Source organism: Bacillus sp. C-3-6, from assembly GCF_054509685.1.
Window position 1 is genome coordinate 672,112 of record NZ_CM137247.1, and the last position, 18,826, is coordinate 690,937.

An 18,826-nucleotide genomic window follows, 5' to 3' on the forward strand; every position below is an offset into this window, starting at 1 on the left:
GATTCGGTATACACTTATAATTTTATATATATTCTGAATATTCTTTATAAAAAGAGGAGGGGGAATGTTGGAAGCTATCGTAAGTTGGATCAATAATATTGTTTGGAGTCCAGCACTTGTTTATTTATGTTTAGGAGCAGGTTTATATTTTTCCATTCGAACGAGGTTTTTACAAGTAAGGCATGTAGGAGAAATGGTGAAGCTTACATTTCAAGGAGAAAAATCGGATGCTGGTGTTTCTTCGTTCCAGGCGTTAGCACTTTCTTTATCAGGGCGCGTTGGAACAGGAAATATTGCGGGTGTTGCAACGGCTGTTGCATTTGGTGGTCCAGGAGCTGTCTTTTGGATGTGGGTGGTAGCTTTTCTAGGAGCAGGTTCTGCTTATGTAGAATCGACACTTGCACAAATATATAAGACGAAGCATCAAGGCCAATTCCGTGGTGGTCCAGCTTATTACATTGAAAAAGGGTTAGGGGTTAAATGGTATGCATTAGTATTCGTTGCAGCAACAATTCTTGCAACGGGGATGCTGTTACCGGGTGTTCAGGCAAATAGTATTGCTGTAAGTTTGGAAACAGCTTTCGGTATTAATACTTCTGTATCTGGAGCGGTATTAGTAGCGGCATTAGCGCTTATTATTTTTGGTGGAGTTAAGCGAATTGTTAACGTAGCGCAAGTTGTAGTGCCATTTATGGCGCTTGGTTATATTTTAGTAGCTTGCGTCATTGTTGCTATGAATATTGAAAAATTACCAGATGCTTTCATGTTAATTTTAAAAAGTGCATTTGCATTAGAAGCAGCTTTTGGTGGAATTATTGGTTTAGCAATCTCTTGGGGAGTAAAACGTGGTATTTATTCCAATGAAGCAGGGCAAGGAACTGGGGCCCATGCGGCGGCAGCTGCTGAAGTATCACATCCAGCTAAACAAGGGTTAGTACAAGCATTTTCCGTTTACATTGATACATTATTCGTCTGTTCAGCAACAGCATTTATGATGATTATTACAGGCATGTATAACGTATTTGATGCAAGCGGAAAAAACTTTATCGTCAATAAATTAAATGGTGCACAGCCGGGTCCTGGTTATACACAGGCAGCGGTAGAATCTGTTTTCCCTGGATTTGGAAATGGTTTCGTTGCAATCTCTTTACTATTCTTCGCGTTTACAACAATTATGGCGTATTACTACATTGCAGAAACGAATATTGCATACTTAAATCGTGATAAAGACCGTCCTTGGATGTCCATCGTACTAAAATTTGTATTCTTAGGAGTCGTATTCTATGGTTGTGTAAAAACAGCTGCAACAGCATGGGCTTTAGGTGACATTGGTGTAGGGATTATGGCATGGGTTAACATTATCGCGATTTTACTACTACAAAAACCAGCATTGATCGCATTAAAAGACTATGAAAAGCAGAAAAAAGAAGGTAAAGATCCAGTATTTGATCCGCAGGAATTAGGAATTAAAAATGCTGATTTCTGGGAGCATGAATACGGGAAAGATAAGAAAGAAGAAGTATCTTAACAGAATAGAAATGAAGAAGTAAAGGGGAAACTCTTTGCTTTTTTTTATGGACAAATTGAAGCTAAAAGTTATTTTTGGGACTGTTTTTGAATATAAAAAGAATGTACATGCTTTGTTAGGGGAAGGGGTGAGTATGTTGATAGAGTTTCGTAACGTAAATAAATATTATGGCAACTTTCAAGTTTTGAAAAATATTAATGTGCAAGTGAAAAAAGGCGAAGTGGTAGTAGTAGTTGGTCCTTCAGGATCAGGAAAAAGCACGTTGCTTCGGTGTATAAATCAGCTAGAGACAATTACCGACGGAGAATTAATCGTACAAAATACGGAGGTACACAATGCAAAAACAGATATGAATGAATTACGCCGAAATATCGGGATGGTTTTTCAGCATTTTTATTTATACCCGCATAAAACGGTTCTTCAAAATATTACACTAGCACCTATTAAAGTAAATAAAGTTTCCAAAGAAGAAGCAGAAAAAACAGCAATGTTTTATTTAGAGAAAGTAGGAATCCCGGAGAAGGCTAATGTATATCCGCATCAACTATCCGGAGGACAACAGCAAAGGGTAGCAATTGCTAGAGGACTTGCGATGCAGCCGGAAATTATGCTATTCGATGAGCCTACGTCTGCTCTTGATCCGGAGATGATTGGGGAAGTACTTGATGTTATGAAAACGCTAGCTAAAGAAGGGATGACGATGGTCGTCGTCACGCATGAGATGGGATTTGCAAGAGAAGTAGCAGATCGAATTTTATTTATGGATGATGGCCAAATCATTGAGGATACAACACCAGTGCAATTCTTTGCAAGTCCTGAACAAGAAAGAGCGCGTCTATTTTTAAGAAGAGTGTTAAATCATTAAAGGAGGAATTTCATGCTTAAAATGAAAAAGTTGTTTACGTTAATCGTATTTTCATGTTTATTCGTACTTGTCGTTGCTGGGTGCGGAAGTAAAAAAGATGAGGCGAAAGAAACGAATACGAAGCAAGGCGGGGCTGTTGAACAAATTAAGAAGCGGGGGAAACTAGTAGTTGGAGTGAAGAATGATACGAACTTATTTGGCTTGAAAAATCCTTCAACAGGGCAGGTAGAAGGATTTGATGTTGATATCGCAAAGGCGCTTGCGAAAAAAATCCTTGGAGATGAAAAGAAACTAGAATTAAAAGAAGTAACGTCTAAAACGCGTATTCCACTACTGAAAAACGGTGACATTGATGCAATTATCGCAACAATGACAATTACGGAAGAACGTAAAAAAGAAGTTGATTTTTCAGATGTATATTTTAAAGCAGGGCAATCGTTACTTGTGAAAAAAGGAAGCAATATTAAGAGTATTGATGATATAAAACAAGGTGTGAAAGTATTAGCTGTAAAAGGCTCAACATCTACAAATAACATTCGTCAAAAGTCACCAGAAGCGACTGTATTAGAATTTGAAAATTACAGTGAGGCGTTTACGGCGTTAAAAGCAGGAAAAGGTGATGTTTTAACAACAGATAATGCAATTCTTTACGGCATGGCAAAACAAGATTCAAATTATGAAGTTGTAGGGGAAATTTTCACGGATGAACCGTACGGAATTGCAGTGCAAAAAGGTGCAGATGATTTAACGAAAGAGATTAATAGCTTGCTAAAAGATATGAAAGCGAATGGAGAATACGATAAATTGTATGAGAAATGGATTGGTCAAAAACAAGAAAAATAAAGTGACACTTAATTGGAATAAATAATAAGAGTGAGAGGATGAGGGATGCTCATCCTCTTCTTGTAAAGAAAGAGGGGAGAATATGTGCCTGATTTTTCTATACTAACGAATAACATTGATATGTATTTAGAAGGCTTTAAGTATACAGTTATGTCTAGTGTAATTGCATTAATAGGAAGCTTTATTTTAGGAGTAATTTTGGCGGTAATGCGTATTGCACCGATTCGTATTTTAAATTGGGTAGGATCAGCTTTTGTAGAGTTTGTAAGAAATATTCCACTCGTATTAATTGCATTTATATTTTATTTCGCTTTACCTGTAATAGGAATTACTTTAAATGGTTTTGTAGCAGGAACAGTTACGCTTACGGTATATACGGCAGCTTTTATTGCGGAAGTCATTCGCGCTGGTATTCTATCAGTCGCGAAAGGTCAGATGGAAGCAGCAAGGTCTTCAGGGTTAACGTATGTACAGGCGATGTATTATGTTGTCTTACCTCAAGCGATGAAAATCGTAATTCCTCCTCTAGGAAATCAATTTCTCAATTTAGTAAAAAACTCTTCCATACTCGGAATTATCGCTGGTACTGATTTAATGTATCAAGGAGATTTAATTTCAACGAAGACGTTTGTTACGTTTGATGTTTATATATTTGTCGGGATGTTTTATTTAATATTAACAATTCCGCTCAGTATGCTAGTGCGTTATTTAGAAAAACGCTTGGCAAAGGAGGCGGTGTAAATGGATTTTAAGGGGGCAATTACAGGGGATCATATTCTATTTTTATTAAAAGGATTACTTATAACGTTAGAGGTAGCGCTCGTAGCAATTGTACTTAGCTTTATTATCGGTAGTGTAATAGGAATATTGCGCTACACGAAAATACCTGTCGTCTCACAAATATTAGGAATTATCGTTGAAGTGATTCGAAACTTACCACTACTGTTAATTATATTTTTCACGTATTTTGCACTTCCAGAAGCAGGCTTGAAATTAGAAATTATAACAGCTACAATTGTTGCTTTAACAATATTTGAAGCTGCAATGATATCTGAAATTGTTCGAAGTGGTCTATTATCTATCGAAAAAGGGCAAATCGAAGCAGCGAGGTCTTCCGGATTAACGTATGTGCAAGCGCTGTGGCATATTATTTTGCCACAAGCATTAAGAAGAATGGTCCCGCCACTTGTCAGTCAGTTTATTTCATTGCTGAAAGATACAGCGCTAGCAGTCGTTATATCACTACCAGAGCTTATTCATAATGCTCAAATTATTAGCGGGCAAAATGTAAATTATATGATTCCGACGTTTATAGTAGTTGCTTGTATGTATTTTATCGTAAATTATAGTTTATCAATTTTATCGAGAAGGTTAGAACTTCGTTGACTCTTACAATATATGTAAGAGTTTTTTCCTTGTTTATCCTTATTTTCCTCTAAATAGAATCTAAATCTTGCGATAATTAGATTTTTTATATTATTTTATCAGAAAAGTTTTAATTTTATATAGAAAATGTAATCGCTTTCGTGTATATTTTTATTATCAGAAAATTTTAACAAGACATAGGGGTATGGTAGGGGGAGGATTTAGATGCAGCAACCAACGAATGAGAAATTACATCGTACGATGAAGAGTAGACATTTATTTATGATCGCACTTGGTGGTGTAATCGGAACTGGTTTTTTCCTAGGTTCAGGTTACACTATTAATCAGGCTGGACCAGGGGGGGCCATCCTTTCATATTTAGTAGGCGGATTTATTATGTATTTAACAATGCTTTGTCTTGGAGAGTTAACGGTAGCAATGCCAGTTTCAGGTTCTTTCCAAAAGTATGCGACGAAGTTTATTGGACCAGGAACGGGCTTTATGATCGGCTGGCTATACTGGCTTGGCTGGGCAGTAACAGTAGGACTAGAATTAACGTCAATCGGTTTAATGATGAAAAGATGGTTTCCAAATGTTGATGTTTGGGTATGGTGCCTTGTATTCGGCGTTATTCTATATGCGTCAAATGCTATCTCAGCGAAAAGCTACGCTGAATTAGAATTTTGGTTTTCTAGTATTAAAGTAATTACAATCCTTGCATTTGTTGTTCTTGGTGGTAGTGCATTATTAGGATTTATATCATATGACGGAAAAGAAGCAGCACCTCTTTTCTCTAACTTTGTAAGCGATGGTGGACTTTTCCCGAATGGACTAGCTGCCGTATTACTTACAATGATTACAGTTAACTTCTCGTTCCAAGGAACAGAGTTAATCGGAATTGCAGCGGGAGAAAGTGAAAATCCAGAAAAAACAATTCCACGTGCGATCCGTAATACAGTATGGCGCATTATGTTATTCTTCATTTTAACAATGACGATTTTAGTAGGATTAATTTCTTGGAAAGAAGCAGGTGTAATTGAAAGCCCATTTGTAGTCGTATTTGATAAAATTGGTATTCCATACGCAGCTGATATTATGAACTTCGTTATTATTACTGCGTTATTATCTGTAGCGAACTCTGGATTATATGCAGCGACACGTATATTATGGTCACTTGCAAATGAAGGAATGGCACCAACTTCTTTCAAGAAAGTAAATAAACGTGGTATTCCAATTACAGCGCTAGTCGTAACGATTGCGGTAGCTGGATTATCCCTATTCACAAGTTTCCTTGCAGAAGATACAGTATACATGTACTTATTATCGATAGCTGGTTTATCGGCTGTTTCAAGTTGGATCATTATTGCTCTATCGCAACTTCGCTTTAGAAGTCAGTATATAAAAGGCGGAGGAAAGTTAGAGGACTTAAAGTATAGAACACCACTATATCCGATTGTTCCAATTTTAGCTTTAATTACAAATAGCATCGTTGTTATTAGTTTAGCGTTTATTCCTGAACAAAGAATGGCGTTATACTGCGGTATTCCATTTATCATTTTCTGCTATATATATTATTATTATATGAGTAAGAAACAGCAGAAACCGATGAAAGTGGAGATGGACAAAACAAATGAAACTAACAATCAAACACGATGATATAAAGGCAGATTTATCGTACGCTCAATTAGCGATTGGAAAAGAAAACGGGTATTCACCGTTACAATTACTCGTTTCTTCTATCGCAGGATGTAGTGCAATTGTCTTTCGAACAATTTTAGAAAAGAAACGTATTACATACGATACGTTTACAATTGAAACTGAAATTGGTAGAAGTGAAGCTTTATCAAAACCAGTTGAAAGTGTTCATTTGAACTATAAAATTAAAGCGGAAAACATTACAGAAGAGCAGTTGGACAAAGCATTGCAGCTTGCAGTGAAAAATTGTACGATTGTTCAATCTGTAAAAGATAGTATAAAGGTTACGGAAACAATTGAACTAATAAAATGAAACATAAAAACGTGAGAATACGGCTCTCACGTTTTTATGTTTTTAATAAAGGGGGAAATATGATGGAATGTTTAGGGTGTAAATTAGCAGGCGGAGAGGAAAAAATATATAAAATATATGAAGATGACTATGTAACATGTTTTTTAGATCATGAACCTTTCTATACAGGACATACTTTAATTGTGCCAAAGCAACATGTTGTAGAAGTAGACGAATTAGATGATGTTGTAGCAAAATCCATTATGGATGCTTCTAAGCTGATTGCAAAAGCGATTAAGGCATTATACAAACCAGATGGAGTTACAGTTTGTCAAAATGGTGGAGTATTTAACGAGTTAACACATTACCATATGCATGTCGTACCAAGATATAAAGAGCGCTCGTTTGCTGAGTTTTATACGGTGCAACCGGAGGAAAAGAAGAATCATAACTTTGAAGAGACAAAGAATTTGTTAAAAGAAGCGATAGAGCAAATACTGCATATTGAAAAGGTGTAAAAGAATTTTTCTTAGAGATACAGTCAGGAAAATTCTAATATTAAAAAGCCCAATTTCTTAGTTACAATAGAGAAATTGGGCTTTTGCTTATTCTATTATTAAATTTTATCTATAAAAAGATTTTGCAGTGTCACAAAGTTACAGTGCTCATTCGTTATATAGAGTGAGAGGAGGAATTATATGAAAGTTACAAACAACGATTATGAAAAGATGGAAGAGCTATATGAGTTGTATGAACAAAAAATTTATTATGTAGCTTATTCTATTTTAAATAATATTCAACAGGCTGAAGATGCGGTTCAAGAGACGTTTATTACTCTTTATAAGAACTTGGAAAAGCTCCATAGCTTGGCTACTCAAGAGCTTAAACGCTATATTTTGAGGGTCGCGAAAAACAAGGCGATTGATAGTTACCGGAAAAATAAACGACATGAAACATTTTTAGAAGAATATGAAAGAGAATCAATAGAAGCAGTAGATGAAAATATTGAAGAGTGGGAAAAACGTAAAATGTCTGAGGTTCAAATTGATACATTGCTAAAAGAGTTAAATGAATCTAACAGACAGGTGTTTAAGTACAAAGTCTTCTATAACTTAACGTATCAAGAAATTTCAAGTGTAATGGGGATTACGGAGGCTAATGTCCGCAAGCAGTTTGAACGCGCTCGAAAACGAGTCCAAAATATGCTAGGAGGTATACAACATGACGAATTCAAAGAACTCCAAAGAAATATATGAACTTGCTGAAAAAATTGCTTTAGATGATTTTGATAAATCCGAAGAACAACATGAATTTTCACATACATATACGCGCAAAAAGAAATTGTTTATGGAGGAAATGAAGCTGAAAGATGGACAACCACAGAAAAAGCGTAAAAGACATCGTATGTTAATCGCTGCTGCCTGCTTATTGATTGGTATACCGACAACCGTTTTTGGTGCAGTGAAAGTCTATAATATGATTGTCCAAAAACAAAATTACGAAGTAAATGTTTCAGTAACAAACAAGGACTCGAAAAAGAGTGATAAGTGGTATAAGTTGAAGATTGGTAAATTGCCAGAAAATATGGAAGCAATTGATGACTCTGCTATGAAATATTCATTTAAAGATAACGACGCAAATGGAGGCTTTTCATTTAGTCTTTGGAGAGTAGGGGAAAATGCGGACTTTCAAACTTTATATTCAAAAAGCTACGAAGAAAAAGAGATAGGTGGCAAGAAAGCAGTAATTGTTCATAAAGAAACTGGAAACAACAATGTAATGTTTGATAGGAAGGTCTTTCTCTTTTTTGAGAAAGAAGGGATTATGTTAGAAAGTTTTATTGGATCAGATATAAATGAAGAACAAATGATAGATGTCTTAGGGAATATTTCACTTGAGCCCACGTCAAAAGAAAAGGCATCACATATATCAAATTATGATAAAAAGTATTTTAGCCAAGCAGATGAACCTAAAAAACCTAAAGTGATTCCTTTGAAAAAAGATAGCAAACGACTATTTCATATAGGGCAAAAGGTTCCAGTAACGATATCTATGGATAACAGCCAAATTGAATATGTGATAGAAAAAGTTGAAGTTTTTGATTCGATTAAAGATTTTAAACAAGAGAACTTTAATGAACTTGGCCTAGGGATATTAAGCAAGAAGAAGGCTTTAGATCAGACGGGAAAACTGCTATCGTACAGACGGGATGTATATAAATTAGGGAATGGTAAAGATTCAATTGATACATTAGTAGATTCGCAATTAGTTAATGTTAAATTTGTCTACTTGACAACAACAGTGAGAAATATTGGTAAACAGGCGACAGAAGAAATCTATATGCATCCATCCATAAAGCAGCTTAAATTTGAAGGGAATGCATGGAAATACGCTAAAGAAGAGGGAATGGATGCAACGCGTATTATGACGGGAGAAGTTGATTATTTAGAGCCTCACGGAGATGGGAAAAGCTTCTACAATATTGGCAGTATCCGACCAGGAGAAACGGTAAAAGTTAACTTAGGTTATTTTGTAGATGAGGATAAACTAGATTCAATCTTTTTGGATGCTTTCAATTACAGAGGGACTGGCGACACTGAAAATATGAATGCGAAACATCGTTGGTGGTTTGATATTCGTCAACAGTCAAAACAATAGGAACAAATACACAAAAAGCTGCTTATATTTAGCAGCTTTTTTCGTCTTCATACATATGTAAAACTTCTTTTGCACGTATACGTAAACCATCTATCAATTCTTTCGGTTCTAGCACTTTTGCATCTTTTCCAAGTCTATAAAATAAAGGAGTAATAAAGTTAATCTCACCTTTATCAATTGTTGAATGTATATATCCTGTCCCATCCTCGTTTACTATAACGAATTCCTCAAGGTAAGGAACGCTTTTACATTGGCGTACGCCTTCTGTTGTCAGTAAAACATGTAACTGAGTAGGACTGTGTACTACGTTAGAGTTAGAGGCAAACCACTCTTCTAAATTCATGAATGTATCTGTATTTTCTTCCATCGATAATATTGAGAGAATACGATCAACGCGATACAGTAATACTTTTTTTCTACCGAAGTCATAGGACGGTAAGTACCATAACCCGTCGTGAGCATATACACCAATCGGATGAACATGTTTTGTTTTTATCCCTGATTTAGATTCGTATTGAAAGTGTAAATTTTTATTTTCAATAGCCGCTGTTAACACTTTGTTTAAAAGTGGGGTCTCAATTGTTCTCTTCGGATTCCAAAAGGAGATATAAGAACGTATTTTATCAACTTTCGCTTTCGCCTCATGTTGTAGAGAGCTATATAGTTTATGAGTGACAGAATTGATTTCTGTATTAAAAGGCAAGTCTCTGTAGTAGCTTAAAGATTGAAAGGCAAAAAAGATGGAGACCGCTTCTTCTTCCGTAAATAAGATAGGTGGAATGACCCTAGTTGTTAATACTTTATATCCTCCATTACGACCTTGTTCAGCATAAATGGGTAATCCCATATCACTTAAATCTAAAATGTATCTATGAACCGTACGAACGGAAATGTTAAATTCATCAGCTATTTCTTGAGCTGTAAATGTTTTTTTCGCAGAAGCAAATATAAGAATATCTAATAAGCGTTTAGCTTTTGACAAATGTATCACCTTTTCTTTTTAACATGACATAAATTGTCATGTTTTATTGTTAGTATATTGTTTACATCATATGTTATCAAGATGAGATGCAAGGAGGAAAAGATATGTCACGTGAAATAGTTTTATTTATAGCGGCGAGCTTAGATGGATATATTGCGAAAGAAAATGATGATTTAGAGTGGTTAATGGAAACGGAAGGAGATGGAGATAACGGTTATACAGAAATGTACGAAACGATTGATACAATAATTATGGGAAAGAAAACGTACGATTATGTAGTAGAGCATACGGAAACATTCCCGTACTTAGATAAAGCATGTTATGTTTTTTCTCGTTCAGAAAAAGGTTCAGACGGAAACGTGGAATTTGTAAATGAAGATGTAGTGGAGTTTACAAAAAGGTTAAAAGCACAAGAAGGATCTAAAATATGGATGGTTGGTGGAGGAGAGCTACTGAGAGAATTCTTTAAGAATAATCTAATTGATGAATATGTTGTCACGATTACCCCTCACATATTAGGTTCTGGAGTTCCGTTATTTCAAGACAAGAATCCAGAAATTAATTTAACTTTAACGGATACGAAACGTTTTGGGCAATTTGTAAATTTATATTATAAAGTAAAATGATAAAGTGAAACTTTAATCAGTGGGGGTTTTGTTCATCTCCCACTGATTATTAGTTGAACCAATCGGGCTTTTACGGGCAGTTGATCCCCCACCTAACTTCTTTGCTTCCGCTGAATTTTGATGTAGGGGTCTTACTGCCCGTTAATGCGGGATAAAGAAACACGACTACTGATGATAGTCGTGTTTCTTTATAGATGGTAATGAAATTATAAAGCAAGACCCGTGATTGACTTCACTCGTTACTGTAATATTCCCGCCGTGTAGCTCTACAATTTCCTTCACGATAGAGAGTCCTAAACCAGTTCCACCTGTAGCTCGTGATCTAGCTTTATCAACACGATAAAAGCGGTCGAAAATGTGAGGGAGGTCTTCAGGAGGAATACCTTCGCCTTCATCTTCAATTGTAATGGAGATACGTTTATGTTCTTCTGTAATAGAAATGTTTATATGAGAATGTTCTTTTGAATGTCTATAAGCGTTATTTAAAATGTTTACTATAACTTGTTCAAATCGCTGTTCATCTAAGTTTACTAGCAATGTAGGAGAACAAGAGAAAGAAACTTTAATGTATCTTTCTTTATACATGGCGTTTACTTTTTCAGCTATGCGAGTAAGGAAGGTGTGTAAATGCACTTCCTTTACTTGAATAGAAAAGTTATGTTGTTCCATTTGTGCAAGTGAAAATAAATCTTGAACTAAGTTTGTAATGTAATCAGACTCATCTTTTATAATTGATAAATATCGCAAACGTTGTTCAGGAGAGGTGCTTTCTTTTAAAGCAATGTCAGCATAACCTCTTACGTATGTTAACGGTGTTCGTAATTCGTGAGCAACACTTGCTAGAAATTCACTTCGCTCTGTTTTCATATAATGTAAATCATTTGCGAGCGTTTGAATAGATGATGCTAGTTCGCCAATTTCATCATTTCGAGTAGTCGTTAACGAAACGGACAAATCGCCTTTACTCATTTTTTCAGTGGCATGTTTCATGTGTAACAATGGTTTTGTTAATAAACGTGATAATAGGAAAATTGTGATGACTGTGAGTAGAAACGTGATAGCACCAGCAATAATGAATTGTTTCGTTAATCCATTAACTAACTTTTCAATTGATTCTGTTCCAAGAAACATGTACACATAGCCTTTATGTTTTCCATCTACTACAATGGGGCTAACTGTACATATATAATTAGATGTTTTCCAATGGTTTTCTATAATCGCTCCATTATGGTCTGTTCGGGTTTGCATTTTACTAATATGATCGTTTATAGTCGTGTTTATTTCGTTAGATTTAGCTAATATTTCTTTATTTGCATTTGTAATAACGACAGTTGTTTCAGCTTCAGATTCCATTAATGCTACGTGAGAGATGGTTTGCTTATCGTAATATTTTTCAAGTACATCTCGATGACTATTCCCTCGCTTTAATAAAGCTGTCATTTCTTCATTTACTCTAGTATTTACAAGACTATAATAGAGCAAAATAAAGAGAACACTTTCAATTAAAAGTGTAACAATTAAAAAATAAAATCCGAATTGAATTGAAATTCGTTTCATCGTTTTGCCCCTTACTGTTCAGTATCAATCCATCGATAACCTACTCCATACACGGTTTTTAAATGATGATCAATAGGGAAATGTGCTTTTCGCAATTTATCACGTAAATTACGAATATGTGAATCGACTGTGCGATCTTCTGTATTTGTGTTTAACCCCCAAATTCGTTCGATGAGCTGATCACGGCTTAATACGTAGTTCACATGGCGTAAAAATAATCCGAGTAAAGAAAATTCAATTGGTGTGAGAAGGAGTTCTTCATTATGGACAGAAACGAAGTGTTTTGTTTCATCCCATACAATACCGTGATATTGGATTTGTTTATGTTCATTTGTACGTCTTAAAACGGCTTCAATTCTTGCGAAAAGTTCTTCTTCATGGAAAGGTTTCGTTACGTAATCATCGGCTCCAAGTTTTAATCCTTGAACGACATCTACTGTTTGATCACGAGCTGTAACCATAATAATAGGAATGTTACTAAAAGATCGGATTTTTTTGCACGTTTCCCATCCGTCCATCTTTGGCATCATAATATCGAGTAAAACAAATTTAAAGTTTCGATTTTCTATATGTAAAATAGCTTCTTCTCCTGAAGTCGCACATACGCAGTTATATCCAATTGGGGTAAGATAAAGCGTTAATAATTCAAGCATTCTCGGTTCATCGTCTACGAGCAGTATATCAATCATAGAGAGCCCTCCATATTTATAATCGTTACTTAAAGTGTAATGCAAAATCATGAAGAAATGGTGCAGATTATGATGTGTCTGCATAATTTCTTCAGAATTGCTTGTTATTGTGGAGTTGAAATTACATTTTAGGTAATCATATTGGCTCAAAAATGATTAATACGGAGGCGGTATAATGAAAAAAATGACCCGAATTTTTGGGATAACAATAATTACAGCAGTTGGTCTTGCTGCATGTGGACAAACGAATACAGACCATAAAAACCATGAATCTACAAAAGAGAAGAAAACAGAGCAAAAGGAAATGAAAATGAATCAGGAGGTAACGGCGCCAAAAGAAATGAACGAAGGGGCATCGAATGATTTATTAACGACAAGTTTAAAAAATGTAACAAGGTTAAATACAAATGATCCCCTGCAAATGGCAGTGTTAACTTCGCAAACGATATGGCCAGCAACCCATAAAGAGAACCAGCCGGGTGCTGTTATTTTAGTACCAGCAAGCGAGTGGCAATTAGGTATTGCGAGTGCAGACCTTATTCATCATCCGAATAACGGGCCGATTTTATTTATAGAAAAAGAAAAGATACCGGAAATGACGTTAAAAGAAATAAAACGATTAAATCCAATCGGAACGAAAGATGGAACACAAATTATGGTGATGGGGGATGTAGGTACTAGCGCGCTTGAACAATTAAAAGGTTATAAAGTAAAACAAATAAAAGAAACGGACCCAGCTATATTTGCGAAAGATGTTGATAAGGAGTATGCCGATATAACAGGAAGCTACCCAAATAGTGTTATTATCGGTTCATCTGCAGAAGAAGGACGCTTATATACAACACCCGCTGTAAACTGGATTTCTCATATGCCGGAACCACTACTCTATACAGAAAAGGATAAAGTGCCAGAAGCGACAATAGAGGCATTAAAAATGAGAAAAGATAAAGCAAATATATATGTATTAGGGCCAGAAAAAATTGTTTCAAAAGAAGTAGAAAAAGAGTTAAGCAAATACGGGAAAGTAACGCGTATTAGTGGAGAGACCCCTACAGAAAACTCGATTGCGTTCGCTAAATTTAAAGATGAAAAAACAAAATTTGGCTGGGGATTCACAAAACCTGGTCACGGTGTGTCATTTGTTTCAAGCAAAACACCAGATTTAGCAGTTGCTGGGGCACCTTTTTCACATATGGGTAAACACGCACCTGTTGTATTATTAGAAGAAGGTAAAGCTTCACAACCAGTGTATGACTTCCTTGCAAGCATTCAGCCGAAGTTTAAAGATGATCCAACACTTGGACCATATAATCACGGTTTCTTATTAGGAAGTACGAGTGATATTTCATTTGAAACACAAGGAATACTAGATGAGAGGTTAGAAATTGTTCAGGAAAGTGGTCAAGGACACGGTGGACATTAATGAAATGAGAAAAGATGCTACTAAGGTAGCGTCTTTTTCTTTAGGAAACTTTTACATAGCAAAAAATCTTCTACTCGTTATATAATTGCTTTCGTGCAGTCGGCTAGATTTTCTTATGGAGAAAATCAAATTATAAAGGAGTAGAGGAGTGGTATTTTGTTTCAAACGATAAAAAATGATTGGTTTTCTAATGTGAGAGGGGACGTGTTATCAGGAATTGTCGTTGCTTTAGCATTAATCCCTGAAGCGATAGCCTTCTCTGTTATTGCAGGCGTGGATCCGACAGTTGGACTATACGCAGCCTTTTGTATTGCGGTTACCATTTCATTTGTTGGCGGAAGGACTGGAATGATTTCAGCTGCAACAGGTGCAATGGCATTATTAATGGTAACGCTTGTTAAAGATCATGGTTTGCAATATTTATTTGCTACAACAATATTAACAGGTATCGTCCAAATTATTTTTGGCGTGTTCAAACTGAGCTCATTTATGAAGTTTGTGCCGAAATCTGTTATGAGTGGTTTTTTAAATTCACTTGGAATTTTAGTTTTTACAGCGCAATTACAGCATTTTAAAAATGCAACTTGGCAAATGTATGCACTCGTTGTATTAGGACTTGCAATTATATATTTATTTCCACGTATTACAACGGTTGTACCTTCTACGCTTATTTCAATTATTATTGTGACGAGCATTGCACTTATGAGCGGATTACAGTTGAAAACAGTAGGGGATATGGGAAGCCTGCCGAAAGAATTACCGTTCTTTAGTATTCCTGATGTGCCATTTACATTAGAAACATTAGGGATTATTTTACCTTATGCAGTTATGCTTGCAATCATTGGTTTACTAGAGTCTTTATTAACAGCTTCAGTTTTAGATGATATGACGCATACAGAAAGTAATAAGCATAAAGAGGCACGCGGACAAGGGATCGCAAACATCGTTGCTGGATTTTTCGGAGGAATGGCAGGATGTGCAATGATCGGTCAATCTGTTATTAATATTAAATCAGGTGGACGAGGTCGCCTATCAACATTTGTAGCGGGCGGATTTTTAATCGTATTACTATTCGTTTTAGGAGATTATGTCGTTCATATTCCGACGGCAGCTTTAGTTGCGGTTATGATTATGGTTTCAATCGGAACGTTTGATTGGAACTCTGTAACAACGATTCATAAAGTACCAAAAGGAAACGCATTTGTTATGATCGTAACAGTTGTGATTGTCCTAATTACACATAACTTAGCAGTAGGTGTAATTATCGGAACAGTAATTAGTGCGGTGTTATTTGCATTCAATATGGCAAAGATTCACGTGAAACATTTATATATTGAAAATAAGAAAATATACGAAATTCACGGTCAACTTTTCTTTGCATCCACAGCCGATTTCATAAATAATTTTTCATTTAATGAAGATGTAAAAGAAATTGAAATGAATTTTACTCATGCGCACGTATGGGATGATTCAGCGGTGGCATCAATTGATAAAGTTATCATAAAGTATGAGCAAAGTGGTGTGAAAGTAAGTATAACAGGATTAAATGAACGTAGCTCAAAACTTGTTGCAAATTTAGCTACTTATAATAACAGAATTGCTAGTTAAAAGCCTCCTTTTTAGGGGGCTTTATTATATAATACGAGTAGGATAACGAAAAGGGGATTCAGCATATGTACAAACAAATTATATTAGCATGTGACGGTTCTGAACATGCACTTCGAGCAGCGGAACATGCAACATATATTGCGAAATGTAGCGAAGAAACAAATGTTGAAGTTGTGTACGTAGTAGATAATAGAACGGCAAAATCAGATATTATACAAGGTCAAACAGATTTAGAAACAATATCGGCTAGTCGAAAAGATAAATTAAAAGAGATTGAAGTTTTATTAAAGAAAGAGAACATATCTTATACAATTACGATATTACATGGTGATCCTGGAGATACAATTGTTCAATATGTAAATACAGGAGATATAGATCTTGTTATCGCTGGAAGCAGAGGGCTAAACACACTGCAAGAAATGGTGCTTGGTAGTGTCAGTCATAAAATAGCAAAACGAGTGAAATGTCCGGTGATGATTATAAAATGAAATAGAATGTAACTAAAGACCTTAGTATAACTGAGGTCTTTTTTATGTATAAATGACTCTTATTTGTGGAAATACTAGATATATAAGTTGAGAAGATGTTAACTTACAAATTTGTAAGTTAGTTGTTAGAGAAATCGATGTTATGAAATTTTTCCCATTGGTAAAATAAAAGTATCAAAGGGGAGATAGGGAGGATGGAAGCAATGAAATCATTTCAAAATTTGTCATATAGTCAAGGGGTAAGCTTAATTTGTCTAGGAGGATTTGCTGCATCTGTTACGTTAGCTGTTTTAATAAAGGTATTTCATCAAATCTTTTAATATTAGAGTAGGGAAGGAATTGGTTGTTATAAATAGTAAGAAAAGGATTGTAAATAAAAAATAGCTCTTAGCATGTATGTGGATGCTAAGAGCTATTTTTATGATTATTTTTCTACTTCTGGCTTTTCGCTTGTTACAGTAACGTCTTTCCATTTTGAAGTAATTTGATTCACTTCAGTGTTGACATTAAAATCTTTCACGCGCTTATTAACACCTGTTAAATCGAATGTGTAATGAATTGGAATCATCGGTGCTTCGTCATGAATTAATTTTTGCCATTTATCGTATACTTCTTTACGATATTTTTCATCAGTAGCTTTTTCTGATAATCCTGCGTCTAATAACTTCGTATTTTCATCATTTACCCAGCGTTGGTAGTTGAATCCGGCATTTTTGCCCCATAGGCCAGAAAGGTCAGGGTCAGAGCCAGTATTCCAAGCACCAGAGAAAATATCAACCTTCGGATCATCTTTTTTAATCATATCACGCATAGCATTAAATTCGTGTAAGCGTCCATCAACAAGTTCTACTTTTAAGCCGATATCTTTCCAAGATTGAATATAGAATTTTGCAAGTGGTTCACTTGTTTCACTACCGTTACTAGCTAGGAAGTTAATTTTAAGTTCATTACCTTTTGGATCCTCACGGAATCCATCACCATTCTTGTCTTTATAGCCAGCTTCATCTAATAGTTTTTTTGCTTTATCTATATCTAAGTTATATGCGCCAACATTGTTATTATGGTACTTTGGCATAGATGGTGGAATTGGAGAGTTAGCTGGAACACGAAGTCCGTGATATACTTTTTCTCCTAATTTTTCTCTATCAATTGCATATGCCATCGCTTGACGTAAACGAACGTCTTTGAATTTATCGTTATCCATTACAGCTTCATTCTTTGCTTTGTCCATATGTCCGAACTTAAATCCGATATAAGTGTAAGCAAGGTCAGTTTTACCAATTAGTTGTGTGTTTTTTAATTTACTTACGTTCGGATATTGGTCAGCAGTAATTGATGCAATATCAATATCACCTTTTTTCAGAGATGCACTAACAATAGATGGATTTACAACTTTTAATGTTACATTTTTCAGCTTAGGTTTGCCACCCCAGTAATCATCAAAGCGCTCATACTCAACTGATTCACCAGGAACGATTTTCTTCACTTTAAATGGACCGAACCCGATTGGATTTTGACGGATTTTATCAGATTCAGCTAGTTTTTCAATTGGTACATCGCCTAAATATTTTTTAGGTGTAGGATATGTCCAAATACCAGTTTTCAATGAAGGGTTTACTTCTTTATAAGTAATGGAAATTGTTTTTGGATCGACTACTTTAATACCGGAAATTTTGTCAGCTTTTCCAGTGTGATATTCTTCCATACCTTCAATCATTTGCATTTGTGTGTCGTAACGGATACCTGTATATTTACTATTACCAATAATTAAGTAAGAATATTCTAAATCCTCGGCTGTTACAGGATTACCATCGTGCCATTTTACATTATCTTTAATCTTAATAGTAATTGTTTTTTTATCTTCAGAAATTGTATAAGTTGCAGCACCGTCATTTGTAATTTCCCAGTTTTTATCTGTAGCTAATAAACCTTCATCAAAGAAATCCATAATTTCTGAATCTGGAGCAACTTCATACAATACTCTACTTAAAACACCAGCGAAAGGTGAATTTGAAACGAGTCCATAAGTTAATGATCCGTCTTTAATTTCTTTACTGTCATTTTTTACAGTAGCACTAAATTTATTTGTTTCTACTTTTTTTGTGTTTGCCTTTTTACTACCGCTATCAGCACCCCCACATGCAGATAGTAATAATGTTGAAGCAGCAAGTGTACTTAATACTTTGTACAGTTTTGGTTTGTTCATA

19 protein-coding genes are annotated in these 18,826 nt (G+C 35.2%); 15 read left to right on the top strand and 4 right to left on the bottom strand.

Going from position 1 to position 18,826, the window contains the following annotated elements:
• The first annotated feature begins 67 nt into the window (after positions 1-67).
• The 10 genes from ACW0JX_RS03360 (at position 68) to ACW0JX_RS03405 (ending at position 9,246) form a co-directional block, all read left to right on the top strand.
• Complete coding sequence (locus ACW0JX_RS03360; protein ID WP_023521044.1) at positions 68-1,528, top strand: alanine/glycine:cation symporter family protein; 1,461 nt, start codon at positions 68-70, stop codon at positions 1,526-1,528.
• 46 nt (positions 1,529-1,574) lie between these two features.
• Positions 1,575-2,393 carry an amino acid ABC transporter ATP-binding protein gene (locus ACW0JX_RS03365; RefSeq protein WP_103574428.1) on the top strand — a complete coding sequence of 273 codons (819 nt, stop codon included), beginning with the start codon at positions 1,575-1,577 and terminating at the stop codon, positions 2,391-2,393.
• Between the two features lie 12 nt (positions 2,394-2,405).
• Positions 2,406-3,236, top strand: coding sequence for a glutamine ABC transporter substrate-binding protein GlnH (glnH, locus tag ACW0JX_RS03370; RefSeq protein WP_459245355.1), 831 nt, complete (start codon positions 2,406-2,408; stop codon positions 3,234-3,236).
• 84 nt (positions 3,237-3,320) lie between these two features.
• Positions 3,321-3,977 carry an amino acid ABC transporter permease gene (locus ACW0JX_RS03375; protein WP_001112682.1) on the top strand — a complete coding sequence of 219 codons (657 nt, stop codon included), beginning with the start codon at positions 3,321-3,323 and terminating at the stop codon, positions 3,975-3,977.
• Entirely contained in the window at positions 3,978-4,622 is a 645-nt protein-coding gene (locus tag ACW0JX_RS03380; RefSeq protein ID WP_000345978.1) for an amino acid ABC transporter permease, read from the top strand.
• A gap of 204 nt (positions 4,623-4,826) precedes the next feature.
• Positions 4,827-6,257, top strand: a complete 1,431-nt coding sequence (locus ACW0JX_RS03385) for an amino acid permease (RefSeq protein WP_001187093.1) — start codon at positions 4,827-4,829, stop codon at positions 6,255-6,257.
• Complete coding sequence (locus tag ACW0JX_RS03390; protein WP_459245356.1) at positions 6,232-6,609, top strand: OsmC family protein; 378 nt, start codon at positions 6,232-6,234, stop codon at positions 6,607-6,609. The genes ACW0JX_RS03385 and ACW0JX_RS03390 overlap by 26 nt, the downstream gene beginning before the upstream one ends.
• A gap of 62 nt (positions 6,610-6,671) precedes the next feature.
• Entirely contained in the window at positions 6,672-7,106 is a 435-nt protein-coding gene (locus tag ACW0JX_RS03395) for an HIT family protein (protein WP_459245357.1), read from the top strand.
• Positions 7,107-7,286: 180 nt separating this feature from the next.
• Entirely contained in the window at positions 7,287-7,844 is a 558-nt protein-coding gene (locus ACW0JX_RS03400) for an RNA polymerase sigma factor (RefSeq protein WP_459245358.1), read from the top strand.
• Complete coding sequence (locus ACW0JX_RS03405) at positions 7,810-9,246, top strand: DUF4367 domain-containing protein (protein ID WP_459245359.1); 1,437 nt, start codon at positions 7,810-7,812, stop codon at positions 9,244-9,246. The genes ACW0JX_RS03400 and ACW0JX_RS03405 overlap by 35 nt, the downstream gene beginning before the upstream one ends.
• Positions 9,247-9,274: 28 nt before the next feature.
• Here ACW0JX_RS03405 and ACW0JX_RS03410 read toward each other — a convergent pair whose 3' ends face one another.
• Positions 9,275-10,237 carry a helix-turn-helix transcriptional regulator gene (locus tag ACW0JX_RS03410; protein ID WP_459245360.1) on the bottom strand — a complete coding sequence of 321 codons (963 nt, stop codon included), beginning with the start codon at positions 10,235-10,237 and terminating at the stop codon, positions 9,275-9,277.
• A 95-nt stretch (positions 10,238-10,332) separates the two neighbouring features.
• On the opposite strand from ACW0JX_RS03410, the gene ACW0JX_RS03415 reads away from it, so the two are divergent.
• Entirely contained in the window at positions 10,333-10,854 is a 522-nt protein-coding gene (locus ACW0JX_RS03415) for a dihydrofolate reductase family protein (protein WP_459245361.1), read from the top strand.
• Between the two features lie 165 nt (positions 10,855-11,019).
• On the opposite strand, the gene ACW0JX_RS03420 is transcribed toward ACW0JX_RS03415, so the two are convergent.
• Together ACW0JX_RS03420 and ACW0JX_RS03425 are read right to left on the bottom strand one after the other, a co-directional pair.
• On the bottom strand, positions 11,020-12,411 hold the full coding sequence (locus ACW0JX_RS03420) for a sensor histidine kinase (protein ID WP_454433651.1): 1,392 nt from the start codon (positions 12,409-12,411) through the stop codon (positions 11,020-11,022).
• 11 nt (positions 12,412-12,422) lie between these two features.
• On the bottom strand, positions 12,423-13,100 hold the full coding sequence (locus ACW0JX_RS03425; RefSeq protein ID WP_459245362.1) for a response regulator transcription factor: 678 nt from the start codon (positions 13,098-13,100) through the stop codon (positions 12,423-12,425).
• Between the two features lie 175 nt (positions 13,101-13,275).
• On the opposite strand from ACW0JX_RS03425, the gene ACW0JX_RS03430 reads away from it, so the two are divergent.
• The 4 genes from ACW0JX_RS03430 to ACW0JX_RS03445 all read left to right on the top strand — a co-directional run bounded on the left by ACW0JX_RS03430 (position 13,276) and on the right by ACW0JX_RS03445 (position 16,939).
• On the top strand, positions 13,276-14,523 hold the full coding sequence (locus ACW0JX_RS03430) for an ArsR family transcriptional regulator (protein ID WP_088022976.1): 1,248 nt from the start codon (positions 13,276-13,278) through the stop codon (positions 14,521-14,523).
• A gap of 156 nt (positions 14,524-14,679) precedes the next feature.
• The gene (locus ACW0JX_RS03435) at positions 14,680-16,131 is read left to right on the top strand and encodes a SulP family inorganic anion transporter (protein ID WP_459245363.1); all 1,452 of its coding nucleotides are present in this window, start codon (positions 14,680-14,682) and stop codon (positions 16,129-16,131) included.
• A 65-nt stretch (positions 16,132-16,196) separates the two neighbouring features.
• The gene (locus tag ACW0JX_RS03440; protein ID WP_000278001.1) at positions 16,197-16,619 is read left to right on the top strand and encodes a universal stress protein; all 423 of its coding nucleotides are present in this window, start codon (positions 16,197-16,199) and stop codon (positions 16,617-16,619) included.
• Positions 16,620-16,822: 203 nt separating this feature from the next.
• The gene (locus ACW0JX_RS03445; protein WP_000834733.1) at positions 16,823-16,939 is read left to right on the top strand and encodes a DUF4027 family protein; all 117 of its coding nucleotides are present in this window, start codon (positions 16,823-16,825) and stop codon (positions 16,937-16,939) included.
• A 104-nt stretch (positions 16,940-17,043) separates the two neighbouring features.
• On the opposite strand, the gene opp4A is transcribed toward ACW0JX_RS03445, so the two are convergent.
• Positions 17,044-18,825, bottom strand: a complete 1,782-nt coding sequence (gene opp4A / locus ACW0JX_RS03450; protein WP_459245364.1) for an oligopeptide ABC transporter substrate-binding protein — start codon at positions 18,823-18,825, stop codon at positions 17,044-17,046.
• Position 18,826 lies beyond the last annotated feature (1 nt).